At 44.0% G+C, this 16787-nt stretch carries 13 protein-coding genes; 5 read left to right on the forward strand and 8 right to left on the reverse strand.

Going from position 1 to position 16787, the window contains the following annotated elements; translation table 11 throughout:
* Positions 1-246: 246 nt before the first annotated feature.
* Positions 247-1296, forward strand: a complete 1050-nt coding sequence (locus tag L4D78_RS09120) for an oxidoreductase (RefSeq protein WP_428466619.1) — start codon at positions 247-249, stop codon at positions 1294-1296.
* 4 nt (positions 1297-1300) lie between these two features.
* A complete protein-coding gene (locus tag L4D78_RS09125; protein WP_428466620.1) occupies positions 1301-1774 on the forward strand; it encodes a heme-degrading domain-containing protein in 474 nt (157 codons plus the stop codon).
* Positions 1775-2124: 350 nt separating this feature from the next.
* Here L4D78_RS09125 and L4D78_RS09130 read toward each other — a convergent pair whose 3' ends face one another.
* From L4D78_RS09130 to L4D78_RS09145, 4 genes are all read right to left on the reverse strand, one after another.
* Complete coding sequence (locus tag L4D78_RS09130; protein ID WP_428466621.1) at positions 2125-2445, reverse strand: hypothetical protein; 321 nt, start codon at positions 2443-2445, stop codon at positions 2125-2127.
* A gap of 35 nt (positions 2446-2480) precedes the next feature.
* Positions 2481-3197 (reverse strand): hypothetical protein, encoded by a 717-nt coding sequence (locus L4D78_RS09135; RefSeq protein ID WP_428466622.1) that lies wholly within the window; start codon positions 3195-3197, stop codon positions 2481-2483.
* A gap of 774 nt (positions 3198-3971) precedes the next feature.
* Positions 3972-5231: a hydroxymethylglutaryl-CoA reductase gene (locus L4D78_RS09140; protein WP_428466623.1), complete on the reverse strand. Its 1260-nt coding sequence runs from the start codon at positions 5229-5231 to the stop codon at positions 3972-3974.
* Between the two features lie 95 nt (positions 5232-5326).
* Positions 5327-5734: an XRE family transcriptional regulator gene (locus L4D78_RS09145; RefSeq protein WP_428466624.1), complete on the reverse strand. Its 408-nt coding sequence runs from the start codon at positions 5732-5734 to the stop codon at positions 5327-5329.
* A 187-nt stretch (positions 5735-5921) separates the two neighbouring features.
* On the opposite strand from L4D78_RS09145, the gene L4D78_RS09150 reads away from it, so the two are divergent.
* From L4D78_RS09150 to L4D78_RS09160, 3 genes are all read left to right on the forward strand, one after another.
* Complete coding sequence (locus L4D78_RS09150) at positions 5922-6536, forward strand: HAMP domain-containing protein (protein ID WP_428466625.1); 615 nt, start codon at positions 5922-5924, stop codon at positions 6534-6536.
* A complete protein-coding gene (locus tag L4D78_RS09155) occupies positions 6520-8925 on the forward strand; it encodes a tetratricopeptide repeat protein (protein ID WP_428466626.1) in 2406 nt (801 codons plus the stop codon). The genes L4D78_RS09150 and L4D78_RS09155 overlap by 17 nt, the downstream gene beginning before the upstream one ends.
* Positions 8926-9045: 120 nt before the next feature.
* The gene (locus L4D78_RS09160) at positions 9046-9954 is read left to right on the forward strand and encodes an aldo/keto reductase (protein WP_428466627.1); all 909 of its coding nucleotides are present in this window, start codon (positions 9046-9048) and stop codon (positions 9952-9954) included.
* Positions 9955-10028: 74 nt separating this feature from the next.
* On the opposite strand, the gene L4D78_RS09165 is transcribed toward L4D78_RS09160, so the two are convergent.
* From L4D78_RS09165 to bcsA, 4 genes are read right to left on the reverse strand one after another with little or no spacing between them, the layout of a single operon-like run.
* Positions 10029-11489 carry a tetratricopeptide repeat protein gene (locus tag L4D78_RS09165; protein WP_428466628.1) on the reverse strand — a complete coding sequence of 487 codons (1461 nt, stop codon included), beginning with the start codon at positions 11487-11489 and terminating at the stop codon, positions 10029-10031.
* Positions 11486-12511 carry a family 8 glycosyl hydrolase gene (locus L4D78_RS09170; protein ID WP_428466629.1) on the reverse strand — a complete coding sequence of 342 codons (1026 nt, stop codon included), beginning with the start codon at positions 12509-12511 and terminating at the stop codon, positions 11486-11488. Before L4D78_RS09170 ends, L4D78_RS09165 begins: the two co-directional genes overlap by 4 nt.
* Positions 12508-14559 (reverse strand): cellulose biosynthesis cyclic di-GMP-binding regulatory protein BcsB, encoded by a 2052-nt coding sequence (locus L4D78_RS09175; protein WP_428466630.1) that lies wholly within the window; start codon positions 14557-14559, stop codon positions 12508-12510. Before L4D78_RS09175 ends, L4D78_RS09170 begins: the two co-directional genes overlap by 4 nt.
* The gene (gene bcsA / locus L4D78_RS09180) at positions 14559-16787 is read right to left on the reverse strand and encodes a UDP-forming cellulose synthase catalytic subunit (RefSeq protein WP_428466631.1); all 2229 of its coding nucleotides are present in this window, start codon (positions 16785-16787) and stop codon (positions 14559-14561) included. Before bcsA ends, L4D78_RS09175 begins: the two co-directional genes overlap by 1 nt.

The following is a 16787-nucleotide window of genomic DNA, read 5'->3' on the forward strand; positions in this document are numbered from 1 at the left end:
CTAACTATCGGTTTTCTCGCGCAGTATAGCGCAAACTTCACTGTCAAACGCTTGCCAACATGCAAAAACACTTAAATATAGCCAGTTAAATTGCTGATATATGTGTTTTGATATTTTTACTTGCAACTACGTAAGTGGTTGTGCATTATGAGTGCGCGGGCTAAGTGTATTTAAGCGGTGTTAAGTGGATGCGCAACTTAATACCAAAGCGCTTCCCAATCACTCGTTCAGTTTGGAGAGACAAACATGACTTTCTCACCGATTAAAACCGCCGTCATAGGCTATGGCTTCTCAGCAAAAACATTCCACATACCTTTTATCACGACCCTAGATGAGTTTGAGCTTGTGGCGATCAGTACAAGCAAACAAGAGGTCAAGGGCGATTGGCCTGAAGTGCAGCACTATGATCATGCCGACGATCTGTTAATGCAGTCCGATACCGAGCTAGTGATTATTACTGCGCCGAATGATGTTCATTTCAAGCTTGCGAAAACTGCACTTGAGAATGGTAAGCACGTGATCATTGAGAAGCCGTTTGTCACCAATATTGCTGATGGTGAAGAGCTCATTACACTAGCAAAGGAGAAAGGGCTCGTTCTAAGTGTTTATCATAACAGACGCTGGGATGGTGATTTCCTGACCGTAAAGAAGATGTTCGATGAACAACGTTTTGGTGAACTAAAGCACTTCGAATCTCACTTTGATCGATTCCGCCCTGAGGTACGCCAGCGTTGGAGGGAGCAAACCTCAGAAGGCGGAGGCATTTTGTTTGATTTAGGCTCTCACCTTCTTGATCAAGCCATAACTTTGCTTGGTCTTCCAGAAGCAATCAGCGCGGATTGTAAGATGATGCGAAAAGGCTCAACCAATGTGGATTATTTCCACCTAATTTTGCATTACCCAAATCACCTCGCGGTATTACATGGCGATATGTTCAGCGCGGGCCCGAACAAGCGCTTCACGGTTAAAGGTTCCGGTGGAAGCTATATAAAGTGCGGCCTTGATCCTCAGGAAGAGCGCCTAATCGCTGGCTCGATACCTGCGACAGATGACTGGTCAGAAGAAGAGCCATCTCAGTATGGCAACTTTTATGACGCTAACAGCTGCCACGCGATTGCAACGGAAAGAGGCTGTTATCAAGAATATTTTCATCAGATTGCCCAAGCCATTCGTACTGGATCTGCTTGCCCAGTCACTGCCGAAGATGCGTTATTGAACATCCAATTGATAGAGTTAGCCATGGAGAGCAGTCGCTTAGGTAAGAAACTACTTATTAAAGATATGCAGGGGATATAAGCCGATGAGTAGCGAGCACCTCACTCATTTGTTAGCGCAGGAAACCGAGCTTCAATTTGCTTATTTCAACAATGAAGCAGCATGGAAGCTGGGTTATGCAATCAAGCAGGCAACGGAGAAAATCTCTGCTTCCGTTGCCATTGAAATTTATGCTTTTGAGCAAGTGCTGTTTAGTTATGCTATGCCGGAGACAAACAAAGACCATCAGGATTGGGTAAGGCGTAAACGTCAATCCGTATTGCGTTATGGGCATAGTTCTTATTACCTTGGTCAGTACAATGCTTCTAAGCTGCGCGAGTTCGAGAGTCAGGTACATATTGATGTCAGGGAATATTGTGCTCATGGCGGCTCTTTCCCTATTCGCATTAAAGGGTCTGGGCTTGTGGGAGCGATTACCGTGTCAGGACTCCCACAAGTAGATGATCATATTCTGGTTATAAACACGCTACGAGAGTACTTTGCTCCATCAATGAGTTAGCTAGTTCTTGGCTGACTCATTTGTGCCCCAAAGTGATTTTGAGTTGATCCTACGTATAGGAAACTAGTTTGTACGTGCTGGCATTGACTGAACTTGAACGTCCCGAGGTATAATAATATTAGCTTTTATATTCAACCCATAGCCACCCTTGCAGAAGAGATATCCGATAAGCCGTAGTTATGTCATTCTCAGAAGAACAAGTGTATATTGTGATTAGTAGGTGCCCCTTAGATTTACGGACGTTATATTTATACGAGAAATACTTGGAATACCTAATTTATAATTCAATCTTTGGTTCAGGCTTATCCATCTCTTTCATGCAATATCCAAGTATATAAACGCTATAAATTTTACGAATTGATTGCTTGACGATATCGTAGTTTAAGGTCATCGGGTGTATTGTTCCACGTTTTCAAAATGACATTAAGGGCTTTAGCAGCGCCTAAGTTCCCATATTTCCAGATTACATACATTGTGAGGAATGCAGTTTCGTTTTTACCTATCATCTGATCTGCGAAGCCACACTTCCCCATCAAGGACTCAATGTAATGACTATCTTGAGGGCTTAGCGTTTCAACAATAACTATAAGTGAAGTTCCGTGATAACGCAGAATTGCATCCATTGATTTATTAATTTTTCGCTCTCTAGTAAATGGTAGTCCAAGGTGCATAATATTCTCCAACTGTAATCGATACTTCTAGGAGACTAGCTAATCGCTTGTATTCTGCGCTTTAACTTACCTTCCATCTCTTGAAGTGCTTTGTTTGATATGCCATTAACAACTAACTCACATTGCTGTTGGTGTTCTGGAAGAGAAACTCTGAAGTTCTCCATTTTGGCTAAATCTCCAATAATTAACCTCCTTAGCTGCTGCATCACCTTTAATCTTTGCTGATAAGTCCATCCATCAGGTGTATAAAGCTCAATTTCCCTTGCCTCGTCAAGAGTATCTTTTGAGATTGAAAAACCAGAAGCTGTTATTTGGACTGCACTTGGCGAATATTCATGGATAGGTTGAATAGCTGCATTGTCACTACAATTTGAGTAGCAGTTTTGACTACAAGAGCCACATTCTGGGCAGATAAGCCAACCACATTCGGCACATTTCTTATCATGTTCGCTATCAATTTCAGAACACGAACAAGCCCAGCAATGAGTTATCCTATGAACATTTTCAGCTTTATGTACAAATTGCTGAAATCTTTCTTTCTCCACTTCTCGCTGCTTGATTTCAACTTCAATGTCTTCTTCCCGAAAGAAAAAGTAATATACAGCGAGAGCTACAATTAAGCTCTTTACAGTAACAGGCCAGAATGCAGCAGCCAAACAGTAAGAAGCGTAGCAACTCCCGTACTCACTTTGGTTTACTACTAAAATGAAAAACCAAATAGGAACAAAAACCTTTACAAACTTGATACGCATATATTGTTCCTCCTTACCAGTCAATTGAATTAAGCGAAAGTCAGGATCATTTGAAGCATCTTGTATTAGTTAGTCATTGTGATATTTACCTATTTATTCTTCCACTCTGTCCATTGGTATACAAACAATCAAAAGCTGGAAAATGTGCTGACATTATCCTGCTTCCGCGTAACCCTATTGCCACAAGTTCGAAAAATCCAACTATAACCCTCGGATGTACACTACCGCGAGCAAATATAATGACGAATTACTATTCACTTATGTATAGAATAGCATTCACGATAGTTTTGTTTAATTTCTGGGATTTACAGTCAAATAACTACAAGAATCAGAACAATACGCGGCTGTGATTGAAACTTTTTGCTTTGATTTATATGAACTTTTTAATCAGGGTGGCTATCAATGATGCGTAACGAGACAGACATAAGCAACTCTATATAGAAGGACGATAATAAGAGATGAAGTAATATTTTTGCTACGAAGATTCATTTTCTAGCTGGTGTCTCGAACGTTTTTCCAACAGAAAACGACACAAGGAACTAGTACCAATAAGAGTGCAATAGCTCTAATGCACTTCTGTCCAAAAGGTGCTTAGAAGTGATCAAATTATATTGTCCTCCTCCTTGGTACTTGGGAGAAGAGTCGCCTTATGAATGGTTAATCTTTCGCTTAACCAGAGCCAAGGTAGTTTCTCTTAGCTTATTCATTATTGGCTTTATTGATACCGCCTTTATTTAAATGCTTTTGCTAGTAAAGGCGGCATTATTGATCAGATTAACGAGCCAGTTTGTGGTGGGCACGAGAAAAATGGCCAGCACAGAAAGCACCAACGATAGATAGCTCACCAGCAAGGCAAAGGGCGGCGCAAACTTCGGCTAAGGCTTGTGATTTGCCAGTACCATGTAAGCCCATCAAATCTAGGCAGGCCTTTTGGCTTGGTAATGAGGTGCCACCACCTACGCTACCAACCATTAGGTTTGGTAGCGTAACAGAAGCGTATAAACCACCTTCTTTATTGACTTCGATACGGGTAATACCAACAGCTGATTCGGCCACACAGGCGGCATCTTGACCGCAAGCGATATAGAAGGCAGCCAACGCATTCGCATAATGGGCGTTAATCCCGATGCTACCACTGAGCGTGCCGCCAACGGTTGTCATACGAGTGAAATCAGCCATTTTCTCTGGGGTAGTGTGAAGCATTTTTTCGACTAAGGCTTTGTCGATATTCACCTCTGCCGTTACTTTTTTGCCACGAACTCCGCGCAATGTTTGGGCTGTCGCTTTTTTATCACCTGAAAGGTTACCATCTAAGAAAGCTTGGTCTGGTTTAATTGGCGTGTGGTGCAGGATATATTCGAATACCGCGTTGGTCGAAATCGTTACCATGTTTTGCCCAGAGGCATCACCTGTAAGGTATTCAAACACAAGGTAAACATGGTTACCCTCGATATTTACGCTGATATCGGTGAGTTTACCGTGGCGAGTTGTTGATTCTGCAATCGCACGAAATTCGTCATATTGGGTAACGACCCAAGCCACAAACTGACCTGCCTCGGCCAAGTTATAAAAGGCAAAGCAAGGTGTGCGGGTGACGCCTTCGTTAAGCAGCATGACACTGGCGCCACCTGCCTTGGTGATTAACTGTGAACCGCGATTATAAGAGGCAACCAAGGCTGCTTCAGTTGTCGCTAGTGGTACGTGATAATCATCGTTTGCAAACAGGCCATTGACTCGTAGCGGGCCTGCAATACCAATAGGCAGTTTTACTGTACCGATGAAATTCTCGATATTTTTGTGGTAACTGTCCATTTGCTGATGAGTATGCTCATCGAGAAGTTGTGCTTTAGCATCTGCGTTATCGAGGAGTTGCCAGCGTTTTTCGACCGCCTTGGGGGTAAGGTAAGGGGTGCGAGGCTGTTTTTTCTCTGGATTGGCATGATTAGGGCCAAGGCGCTGTTGTAGTTCATCAGCAGATAGGTCGGTAACCAGTGACGTCATATAGTCACGGCGATGCAGGTTTAGCTTTGGCATAGCAATACTTCTTAACTTTCGATTCCGTGGATTCTACAGCCCAAATACCAAAAAACTACTCCTGCCAGATGGTAAGTTACTCATTAATACAGAAATCATTCAGGTTCATCATGTTTAGCGAGCGATAAAAATGATGCCATCCCACTGATATCTAAATAACCATCCATTTTTTTATGAGTGCGTAGGTATTGGTACCCCGTAATAATTTTTAACAGTTCGTCTGATTCAGTATTGTTCATTTTTTTATCAGTGACATGCTCATAAGCAGTAAAAAGTGCTGTTTTATCTACTACTTCTGCTTGTCGATAGAGATAACCACAACCTGTAGCGAGCCATTCGAGTGAACAATTTGCCCGCATGGCTATTTGATTTGCTTTGGTCAAACTGGGCTCACTGCCTTTAAGGTATTTCCGGATCAGTGCTTCATTGATATCGACTCGGCGGGCAAAGCCACTAATACTTTCTTCGCCAATTAAGGCTTTGAGGCGGAGAGAAAATGCCATCGTTCGTACTCCAGTTCGAGGATTTCGAGTTATAGCATTGCGTACAGTGAAGAACAAGTTTAGGTGAGGGCGTTTAGAGATTTCATTGAATAGTTGGGGCGATATAGCTTGTGGCGGGTAACGTTTTCTCACCACTCTGTACATTCGTAATATACTATATTCAACAGGTTTATTATGGAGAGCTGCTATGTCGCAAATATTGCGCCTGTCTGCTGTGATGAGAAGTTTCAGAATAGGGTTATCGAAGCGGTTGATATGGAGGGTCTTACTGATCGCTTTACTCAGCACGATTCTAAATGCTGCCCAATTCTATTTCTTCTATGCACAGACATTAGACGTGTTAGCCCAACAGCTATCTTTTCAACTGTTGCCTGATGAATTTAGTGCTGTCGCACAATCTTTACCTTCTATGTATGAGGCGATGAGCAGTTGGCTGCTGCTATTACTGTTGTTGCAGTTGGCTGTGGCGACATGGGCTGGTTGTTGGCTTAGTTACCGTTTGTATGGCCCAGTCGAGCGTATTCGCAATGCGTTGGTCGATATTTCTATGGGTAAGCTGTCGACAATAATACAAACGCGTAAAGGGGATGAACTAGAGGATATCGCAGAAGACATCAACGATAGCTCAGCGCGTATTCAAGTGATGGTAATGAGCATGAAAGAGAATCTTGCAATGCTTGATACCTGCGATTTGCCACCTGAGCGTGCCATTCACCTTGATACGATTCGCAATAATCTTGAATATTTTGAAACCCTAGAACTCGATTATTCTGTGCAGGATGAGAATGAGTCGGTGGTTTAGCATTCACTGCGAAGGCGCATTTTTTATTCCTCTCCTCATATCATTGTTTACGCTTGGTGCCGTAGGTACTACGTACGCAAAGACAACGCATGACCAAATAGGGGAAGGAATACAGCTAATACAACAAGGGCAGCTAAATGAGGCTAAGGCCCAATTAAACTCGACCGCAGAGCCGTATAAGGGGGAGGCGTTATTTTTAGCTGCACGTATTGCTGAATTTGAGCATAACTGGGCGCAGTCAATGGCGTACTATCGACAGTACTTAAGTGGGGATCCCTTTAGTGTGCATCGACTTGAAGCTCGTGCTGCTTTTGCTCTATTGCGTACCTATCATAATGATCCGCTACTTATCGATTATTTCTACCTTATCCAGCTGCGAGATCAGAATGCTTTGGGGCAGATGCAGCAAGCTAGCGCTCGTTTGTATGCAATTAATCCAACCCAACCACTGGCGATCCGTGGGCAATTACTGATGGCGCATAGCTTGCTCGAGCTTGGCCAAGAACCTCAAAAGGCATTGAAATTATATATTAAGATTGCTGATGATACCGTCTCAATGGAGGCTGACTGGTACATACAGGCAATGTTTGGGGCGGTGTTTTCTGCACTAAGAGATCAGCAGAACACAATGGCGAAGAATATGTTTGCCCAATTACAAGCAAAGCTGGATTCAAATTGGTCAAACCGCAATAGTCTTCTTGCTCGTAGCTGGCAACAGCGCATTGATGCGATGGTATTTATGTTTAGTCTGCTGCAAGAAGAAACAAGCCAAACGACTGCGCCTTTTTTATGGGGTGTTGGTGCGCGACTACTGCTTGATAAGCCTGTTGGTAGCGGGCAACACTTCGCACCAATTTGGAAGACCTTATCGGCACATGCACTGGGTGTGCGAAGTGTTACGCTATGGATCACTCAAGATAGTGATTGGCACTGGCTACGTACCGATTTACTGCGTGGTGCTCATGCTAACGGCTATATTCCTATGATCAATTATTGGTTTTTTGGCGATAAGATCAGCCCTGACTACGTACAGGCGAATCGAAAGCGTTACCTCGATGAAATCGAAAACAAACTGATCCCTCTGCTTCGTGACTTACCACAGGCGTATTTGATCCTTGAGCCGGAATTTAATAAACAAGGTATTGAGACCTGGGATGGCTGGGACCCACTAATGTTAGAAGTGATTGCACTGCTGCGCAAACACGTACCACAAGTAAAAATTGGTTTAGGTCTTGGGGATTGGGACCAACCTGGTAGTACACCGAGCTATGCTAGTGCACAAAAGAGTATAGAAGCGAGTGATTTTGTGGCCAGTATGCTGATGCTCGCTAGCTATACTGAACGCGCACATTCAGCACCTGATTGGTCGGCATGGGTACGGGCACTACGCCTTGGTGAGCGTCTGCAAAAGCGCTTTAATAAACCTTGGATGTTGGCGTACTTATCAATTGCCTCTCAGCCAAACTGGGAGGCCCAGCAGGCCAATGAACTCCACAAGCTTCATTTCTATCTCCCAATGCTACGTAAGCTTGGCTTGTTTGCGCTCAATTGGTTTTCCTTCACCGATGAACCTCAACAACAAGGCTGGTTCGCCGATGCAGAGCAGAGTTTTGGTTTACTCGATGCTGACTACCGCCCTAAAGCTGCCTTTGATACGTATAAACAGCTAATTGATAAGCACCGCACTGAAGAAATACAAGCCCCGAATTTAGAGCAGTTTATAGTGACGAATATGGCTGAGCCTCGACTGAAGCCGTTACAAGTGAAAGCAGAGTTTACCCATTGGACCCCCTGGGAACTAACAGTCGCTCAGGGAGAAAATGAATGGGTGCAGCGTGGCGTTGGTGATGCAATACTGCTTCACTGGCACGGGCAGATGCTTCCATCTTGGGCTGATTCTGGGCCTCTATCAGTTACTCTTAAGATAAATGGCAAGGTGGTTAAAAAAACGGACGCCTTTTGGCAAGGTATAGAAAATAACCGCTTTGTTGTAAACGAAGAAGTAACCTTAGATACGTGGCATACATGGCAACGGTCACTTTTACAAAGCATTGATGCAGCTCAACTCGGATTGAGGAACAGTGGTTCTGTGGAGCTTGTATTGACGGGCTTAAGACCCGAACAATTATCTGCATTATATGTTGGTTTGATCGATAGCCATGGATTTTCCCAGACACTTTCTGTTTCCGGTTATGCATATGCAAAAGGGAACGCCATCGCGATTAATATCCCACTTGCAGATTTTGGTCAGAATTGGGTGAAGTTTGAAAATGACACACCCACATGGCGTAATTTACCAAATGGTTCTATAGACCTTGTCTTGCAAAATAGTAGCCTTCAGCCGATCTCATTTAAGGTGAGTGCATTACACAGCCTACTGCCAGAGTAATTGTGAGTAAAATGCTATAGTTCGAACTCCAGTTCGAGGGTTTCGGTTTAGAGCATTGCGCACTGGGAAGAACAAGCCTAGGATGGATACCGATTTTTGAATAAACGGAGTTAAGTCCAGATGGTGGCAAAAGTTGAACTCACCCCTCAAGGGCAGCAGTTTTCTGAGTTAGTTCAGGGATATTGGCGACTTGCCGATTGGCAGATGAGCCCGCAGGAACGATTAACCTTTCTTAAACAGCACATTGAATTAGGTATCTCGACGGTTGATCATGCTGATATCTATGGTGGCTATAGTTGTGAGCAACTTTTCGGTGAAGCACTTGCGCTAGATCCAAGCGTGCGTGACCAGATTGAAATCGTCACCAAGTGTGATATTAATTTGTGCACAGATTTAGTACCAGCACGTAAAATCAATCATTACGATACCAGTAAACAGCATATCACTGAGTCAGTGAATAATTCGTTGTCGCGCTTACAGGTTGAAAATATTGATGTGTTGTTGATTCATCGCCCTGACGTGTTGATGAATGCCGATGAGGTCGCTGAAGCATTTACCGAACTAAAGCTGCAAGGTAAGGTTAATCACTTCGGTGTCTCTAATTTTACGCCGTCACAGTTTGAGTTACTTCAGTCCCGCCTTGATGCACCTTTGGTGACCAATCAAGTTGAGATTAACCCACTGAACTTTGATGTTGCCCATGATGGCACGCTCGATCAACTCCAGATGAAACGTATTAAGCCAATGGCGTGGTCGTGCTTAGCGGGTGGGGATATTTTTTCTGGGCAGTCAGAGCAGCAAGTACGCGTACGCAATGAGTTAGAAGCGATACGTGAAGAAGTTGGTGCTAAAAGTATCGATCAAGTTATCTACGCTTGGGTACGACGTTTACCGTCTAATCCGTTGGCAATTATTGGATCAGGTAAAATCGAACGCGTTCAAGCGGCGATTGAAGCGCTTGATATCACCTTAACTCGCGAGCAGTGGTATCGCGTTTGGGTCGCTTCGAAAGGCTATGGTGTGCCATAGCCGAAAATCGTTACCGAGCTTATTTAAAAAGAGCCTCAGTTTGAGGCTCTTTTGTTTTTGTTAACCGCCATTATTTATAAACAGAGCTTGTAGCTTTTCTTTTGCGCGCACTGCGCAGTCTTTAGGGCATCGTTGTACTTTTCATCATGTGGATAAGCATCGACCAGTTGCTGGAAGGTGTCTACCGCTTGCGTGTTTTGCTTGTTGTTGTAATAAGCCCAACCTTTGATTTCCATTAGGCCTATATCTTTGCCAAAGCGACTTTCGAATTGCTCACTTCGAGCGATGACATATTGGTAGTCTTGCTTTTCATAAGCATTCAAAATCGCTTTTGATTCTCGCTGTTTGGCGTAGAGGCTTTTTTGTGTTGGATCCGACAATTTATGTGCTAAATATTCGGCTTGTTGCTCGAAGCCTGCTTTGTTCAATGCCAGCGTATAACCATACTGGGTCGATTCAAATTGCTTGTGATCAGAAGGCATGCCATCAAGGGCTTCCTCGAATGAACGCTTGGCCGTAAGAGGGCGGTCTAGTTTATACCATTGCCAACCAGCTAAAGCGTGCTGTTCAGGTGTCAGGTTTTGTTGCTCCTGTAAAAGCTTCAAACAGAGCTGCGGTTGAGTTTCACAGGCTTTTGCAAGCTGAGGAGAATCAGAACTTGTATTGAGCTTTTTTAAGCCAGGATAGCGCGCTGACCATAATGACTTAAAGCGATTATATTCGGCAGTTTTATTTAGCCCTTGAAGGCTTAATAATTTACCTTCTATCTGCTTTTGGCTTGGGGTGGAAGTCCAGCCAATTGACTGATCAAACCAAGAATATGCTTGTTCGTAGTTTTTGGCTTTTAAATATTGCCAGCCCAGTAGTTCAGCCCCTTTGGGGTCTTGCACTTGCTGAACGCGTTTGCTTGCGGCTTTGGCGGTTGGGCTACTTGCCCGCTGGCTGCTTAGCTGAGACAGCTGTACTTGGTAGGACAATTTATTATATTCAGCGCTATCAAACCCAGTACTTCTTTTATACCGGGCGAGAATGTCGGTGCCTGCGGATGGTCGTGTCCAGCCCAATAATTTCTGTGTTGTGCTCAAACTAAACTCAGGGCAATTCTGCAAAATAGTATTGAATTTAGCTTTGGATTTTGGACCATAACCTGAGCTAACTTCATGCTGTAAATCAAGCCACATCCACTGGATCCTCTGGCAGTTCATCCACTCGGTATTTGCAGTAAGTAATGCATTTGCAGAGGCACGCTGTTTTTTCTGCACGGCTTGATCTAGCGTATTAAGTGTTGATTGATAATGAATTTCATCGTTTAACGTATCGGATATTTTCTGGTTTTTTGCCGCTTCTTGAGCCGCTTTCCACCCCTTGATCTCAAGAATTTTCCAAATTGGTGTTTCGTCATAATAAGCGTTGTTAGGCGTATTTACCTCAACCGATACTTGGCGATCGAGCAATTGCACATGCGCTTGATTGTAGGCTAGGTTATTAGCAAAAATCGGGCTTGATACAAGGAGTGCAAGATATAACGGTTTCATTGGCAATACCTCTCATGAAAAGCAATATGTGAAAAGATTATTAAGCTGGCAGAGTAGTAGTCATCGCTTGGTTTGGGGTGAGGTAAGGCACTACGATGCTTATATTTCTCTTGGCTAAGCTGCACTAATGTTGCGATAGCATTTGCGCCACTAGGAGCTGAATAGTTAGCCATTTGATTGTTGCTAACGTTAACCCAAGCTCGGTTACTTTGGTTAAGCCAGCTTTGGTAGTGATCGTTAATGGCACTGTTATAGCCTCCCCAGATCAAATACAGCGGGATACGATAACTCGAATAACTGAATTGGGCTGGGAACTGTTGTGCAGGCTGCCAAGTGTCATTTTTGAACTCTAACCAGTCTGAAGGTAGCTTGTAGGGACCAAACTGATTTTTATCGAGTATGTTAATGCCACTTTTAGCCAGTCGAGCCCAGTTGTCATTATATCGAGCAAAATCATTGAAGGCGGGGTAAACCCAGTAAGAAGGATTTACAATAGTTGAATCCGCCTTTTTGAACCCGTATTGGGCTGGCAGTATGGCATATTCACCATCAAGCTGAACGATATGGCTATTCGATAGCGAGTCGATAATGTGTTTGGCCTCTTTGCCGTATTGCTGCTCAGGCCACAATTTCTGAGCTTTTAATAATGCCCAAGCGATGAAAATATCACCATCGCTAGCATTGTTACGATCAGGAATATGAGGTTGCTGAGGCTGCCATTTCCATGAAAATAAACCGTCCTCACTGCGTTGCAAAGTCTGCTTTGTCCAATTCCATAGCGTTTTAAATGAGGCATGATCATTAAAGTAAGCTGCCATTAGCATGCCATAGCCTTGGCTTTCACTATGACTAATACTGTCGCTGCCTGTATCTATTACTCGCCCTTCCGGCAGGACAAATTGTGTTTTATAGAACGACCACAGTGACTGGTCATCCTGAATGTTGCAGCCATGGACTTTTGCTTGCACTGAAGAGTGGCTTAAAAGTGGCAAGGTCATGACCATTATGGGGAGCCATTTCATTGTCTGGCCTCCAAACCACGCTGTGCAAGGATAATAAGTGGAAATAGTAAGGCGAATAAAATAGCAGGAAGTGAATAAGGGTGAGTGATAAAGCCAGCACGAGCTAGTTGGATATCACTCTCATGGTTTGGTACGGCAATTGAGATATCTCCCTGCGCGTGAGTCGCGCGATCTGACAAGTAAATGGCCATATCGCTATTAAGACCTTCCTCGTTTATTGCGCTGAATTCAACTTGACGCCAGCCGACCGCGTTCGTTGATAGTCGGGCAAGGTTTTGGCTACCTGAAGCGGGTTGCCATGTTGATGCATATTGGCTTCGTGGTGCTGTAATCTGATTAGCGACTAATGGTGCAGGCTCAACCATATAGCCAAGTAAGTGATCGCGAAGTTGATCGATCGTACCATCGGTATTTGGCGTATGCGTTGAACGTGGAGTGATGGTATTGCCGACATTAAACACCAATTGCACTGGGCGCTTTGTTGTCGTTGACGTTGTGATCAGCAGCTGATCCATTGGATACCGTGCTTGTAGGCTGATATGGCTTAATAACTGCCACACTGCCGTCAGTTCGCTTGGCCCTTCAAAATTGAGGCTTAGCTGGGTATTTGCACCGTTGTCTGTTGCCGCGAATAGCAGTTGATCGGCATGCAGCTGTTTTTCATTTATCGAGTAATAATTTACCCATGCCCCTAGGTTTAGGGTTGAACCTGAAGCAAGTTCTGCAATAAAGGGCTGATAGGACTGACCTTGCTCAAATTCGCCGAATTGCTCAGGTCCATACAGCTCAACACTGATGGTATTTTGTCCTGCATGGAGTTTTTCCATCGGGAAGGATAAGCGGTAGTGCTGCGAATCACGCCAATAGCTTGAACGTAAAGGCATACTGTTGGCGTATTCGCCGTTAACCCGTAATACCATTGCGGCTTCGCCAGGGGCAACTTTCGGGTGGCTTAGCATTAGGTTGATATGGGCTGTGTCATCTTTATTGACCAGCGTATTTGCTGGCAGTGTAAATGGGATAACAAACGGGGTATCGCCAAACTGTTGCTGTGGCGTTAGCGTTTCTACCGCATATTGTTGGTTACTGGCTAATACTGTTTGCTCTGCTTCCTGATGGTTATTGATTAAGGCATAAGTTTGATTGGGTAGGTGGTTATTTGCGTTTGCAAAATACTGTGCTGCCTGTATTAACTCCTTACTACTACGTCCGGATACAACCAAGATCCACTGCTGGGTTTGTGGTGTGAAGTGAAAACCAAGGTAGGGGCCGTTAATTGCTGCTGTTAGATTACCTGGTAAAATGTCTGACTGTACCAAGGCCTCTGGTAACCCGTAAACGAGGTGCACTTTGCCGTTAAGTGTTACATCTTGAACGTTAGCTTGCGCTTGGTGAAGATGAAACTGGTAAGCATCGGTACCACTACGTAGTGTCCACCCTTGAACAAGTAACCCTGCCACTGAAAGCGCAGTATCGGTATTTTCACCAAGGTAATTATTGAGAACAATTTTCTCTTGATGAAGTTGGCCGCTACGTATTAAGGCCGTTAAACCACTTAAAGATGGTTGTTTTGCCGTAAATTGGTAATCAATTTCAAAGAATGACTGTTCAGTTAGCAATTGGGTGACCGCTTCAGACGCCTCGATACGTTGTTGGTTTAGGCTTAGCGACGGTGGTAGCTGGTGGCGCACTGATAGTGTCATGGTGTTGCCATAACGCTGAAGTAACTCCGGGGTAAGCGTCGCTACAATTTGTTGAGATCCTGTTCTTGGTTGCAACTGGATATTCGCTAAAGGCTTTTCACCAAGGTGAAGCCAAAGGCTTGCCGTATCAATATTGCCTGAATGGGCAAGGCTTAACGTTACCTTTACATCTTTAGCTTGTTGGTTTTCCAGCACCGTCAATGGAAAGCTAATTTTGTCCCATTGCCCACGTAATTTAGCATCCTCTCCATTTGGCAGAATGTAACTTAGAGGTACTTTGGTGATTTCCGCATGGCTGATCCCGGAGAAAACCAGCAGAATTAACATCATGATAAACCGTTTCATTAGCGTACATCCTGTGTTGAACGATGAGTGTGCTCTTTTACTACTGCAGGCTTTGATTGTTGTGCTGTTGAGCTAATCAATGCACAGCTTGATAAGGCCAGTTTAAAGAAGCTGAAAAATGCATTAAGAACGCCTTTTTCTTGTTGCTCCTCAAAAGCGCGTCGTTTTGACCAGAGGTTGCTGTTTGAAAATACCAGTGACGTTAATACTTTCGTTGACTGGATATTGTTATTGACCAACTCGCAACTGATCATCTGCCCTGAAGCAAGACGCTGACTATGATGCACTTTCATCGCAAAGGTATAGGGTTTGAAACGCGCTTTGCTTTCTCCTAATCTCTCTGATCGCTGGACGTAACAGGTTAGGTTAATTACATCATTTTCTGCTAGTGGTGTTTCGAGTGACTGTACGGTAATACGGGCACCATTAACCGAGGCGTCATTAATTACGGCGCTAGTACTCATATTATTCGCAGTTAGGTAAGCGGGTGATTGACACTGCGTACGCGGTTCTGCTCGGCGTTGTCTTCTTTCCGCTGTAGCACCAAGGCACGCTAAACAAAGTACAAGGTTTAGGGTGTTAAAGATTAAAACCACGCTTAGCTGACCTTGCTCGACGGGGTAATTAAATACGCGGTAAATCCCCCATATTTCGGCAATTGTGATAACAAATAGCAGGCTAAATAAAATGGGCGCCAAGGGTGAGAAGTGTGTCTGCTTAGTTGTTTCTCCTTTCGGAGTCACTTTGAAGCTAGGTTTACGTGGGCTGATGATTGCCGATAGGGCTGGCAATAGTAAGTAGAGCGACAAAATCGTTTCATAAAACTCTGAAAATAGCGCGTTACGTGTTTTACCAAAGAGGTATTGGCTAATCGCGATACTGACCAAAAGGTGGGGGACGGCAAAGGCAAGGAAATCACTGCCGTTACCGACGAATATTTGGAGGTCGAAGAGCAAATAGCAAAGTGGTGCGATTAAGTAGATAGTTCGGAAAATTGGGAAGAACCAAAAAAGTGTTGAATTTAGATAGCAAAGCCTTTGCGGAAAGCTTAAACCACGTTTAATCAACGGGTTATTAAGCATGAAAATCTGGATCATTCCTTGTGCCCAGCGTGAACGCTGCGTGACATAATTGCCAAAGGTATCAGGTGATAAACCGGCGATCATCGCAATATTCAAGTAAGCACTGTCCCAGCCTTTAGCATGCATGTTGAGTGCGGTATCGGCATCTTCGGTGATCGTTTTTGTCGAAATGCCACCAACGTCTTCTAGTGCACAGCGGCGGATAACGGCGGCAGATCCACAAAAGAAACTGGCATTCCAAAAATCCATACCTTTAAGAATACGGTTGTAGAACATTTCGTTCTCAGCGGGTACTTTGTCTTGAATACCAAGGTTACGTTCAATAGGGTTTGGTGTGGCAAAAAAGTGCGGTGTTTGCACGAAGCCAAGATTTGGCTGCTGCTGTAACATCCCAACGGTATTGAGTAGGAAATCTTGAGTCGGGACGTGATCGGCATCCAAAATTAAAATAAGTTCGCCATCACTATATTTAAGCGCATTGTTGATGTTTCCCGCTTTTGCTTGTGAATTATCAGCACGAGAAATGTATTTCGCCCCTAGTTTATGGCACAAGGTTTTCAACTCGTTGGTACGAGTTCGGGCATTCTCGGCAAGTTGAATATCTGGGTGATTAAGCTTATCTGCTGTGCCGCCATCATCGAGTAACCACACATTGACATGCCCTGGGTATTTCATTTGCATGGCGGCCGCTAAGGTTGGGCTAACAACTTTTACAGCTTCGTTATAGGTGGGAATAAAGACATCAATGGTTGGAAGAGGTTTGGTGTTGTCAATGGGTACTACTTTGCGTTCACGCTGTTGAACGTTAACAAACATACCAAGTAAATAAATAGTGATGCCATATATTTCGGTGACCAGTAGTGCGATAGCAAAAGGAATATCAAGGTTGCTTTCCCAAGGAAGTGTTTCTGTGTATCGCCACCAGATATAGCGAATGGAAATGAGGGCTCCTGTAAACAGCATTGCCAACTGGAAGAACTTTTTATCTTTCATCAGCATACTTACTGCTACAACGATAAACGCTGAAGCCGTCAACCAAATTTGTGTTTCAATTGTGACTTTGATTGTTGCGAGGCTGATGATTGTGAAGATGAGAATACAGGCTAGAAGCCACTTCATCCATGTGACAGCATGAGAGTTTCTCAT

Source organism: Photobacterium minamisatsumaniensis, assembly GCF_050336695.1.
Lineage (GTDB): Bacteria > Pseudomonadota > Gammaproteobacteria > Enterobacterales > Vibrionaceae > Photobacterium > Photobacterium minamisatsumaniensis.

What these genes read in the sequence shown, in the direction of transcription:
- L4D78_RS09150 (WP_428466625.1), top strand. Translation starts at nt 5,922, where the DNA reads ATGTCGCAAATATTGCGCCTGTCTGCTGTGATGAGAAGTTTCAGAATA.
- L4D78_RS09165 (WP_428466628.1), bottom strand. Translation starts at nt 11,489, where the DNA reads ATGAAACCGTTATATCTTGCACTCCTTGTATCAAGCCCGATTTTTGCT.
- L4D78_RS09155 (WP_428466626.1), top strand. Translation starts at nt 6,520, where the DNA reads ATGAGTCGGTGGTTTAGCATTCACTGCGAAGGCGCATTTTTTATTCCT.
- bcsA (WP_428466631.1), bottom strand. Translation starts at nt 16,787, where the DNA reads ATGAGAAACTCTCATGCTGTCACATGGATGAAGTGGCTTCTAGCCTGT.
- L4D78_RS09140 (WP_428466623.1), bottom strand. Translation starts at nt 5,231, where the DNA reads ATGCCAAAGCTAAACCTGCATCGCCGTGACTATATGACGTCACTGGTT.
- L4D78_RS09125 (WP_428466620.1), top strand. Translation starts at nt 1,301, where the DNA reads ATGAGTAGCGAGCACCTCACTCATTTGTTAGCGCAGGAAACCGAGCTT.
- L4D78_RS09130 (WP_428466621.1), bottom strand. Translation starts at nt 2,445, where the DNA reads ATGCACCTTGGACTACCATTTACTAGAGAGCGAAAAATTAATAAATCA.
- L4D78_RS09175 (WP_428466630.1), bottom strand. Translation starts at nt 14,559, where the DNA reads ATGAAACGGTTTATCATGATGTTAATTCTGCTGGTTTTCTCCGGGATC.
- L4D78_RS09170 (WP_428466629.1), bottom strand. Translation starts at nt 12,511, where the DNA reads ATGAAATGGCTCCCCATAATGGTCATGACCTTGCCACTTTTAAGCCAC.
- L4D78_RS09160 (WP_428466627.1), top strand. Translation starts at nt 9,046, where the DNA reads ATGGTGGCAAAAGTTGAACTCACCCCTCAAGGGCAGCAGTTTTCTGAG.
- L4D78_RS09135 (WP_428466622.1), bottom strand. Translation starts at nt 3,197, where the DNA reads ATGCGTATCAAGTTTGTAAAGGTTTTTGTTCCTATTTGGTTTTTCATT.
- L4D78_RS09145 (WP_428466624.1), bottom strand. Translation starts at nt 5,734, where the DNA reads ATGGCATTTTCTCTCCGCCTCAAAGCCTTAATTGGCGAAGAAAGTATT.
- L4D78_RS09120 (WP_428466619.1), top strand. Translation starts at nt 247, where the DNA reads ATGACTTTCTCACCGATTAAAACCGCCGTCATAGGCTATGGCTTCTCA.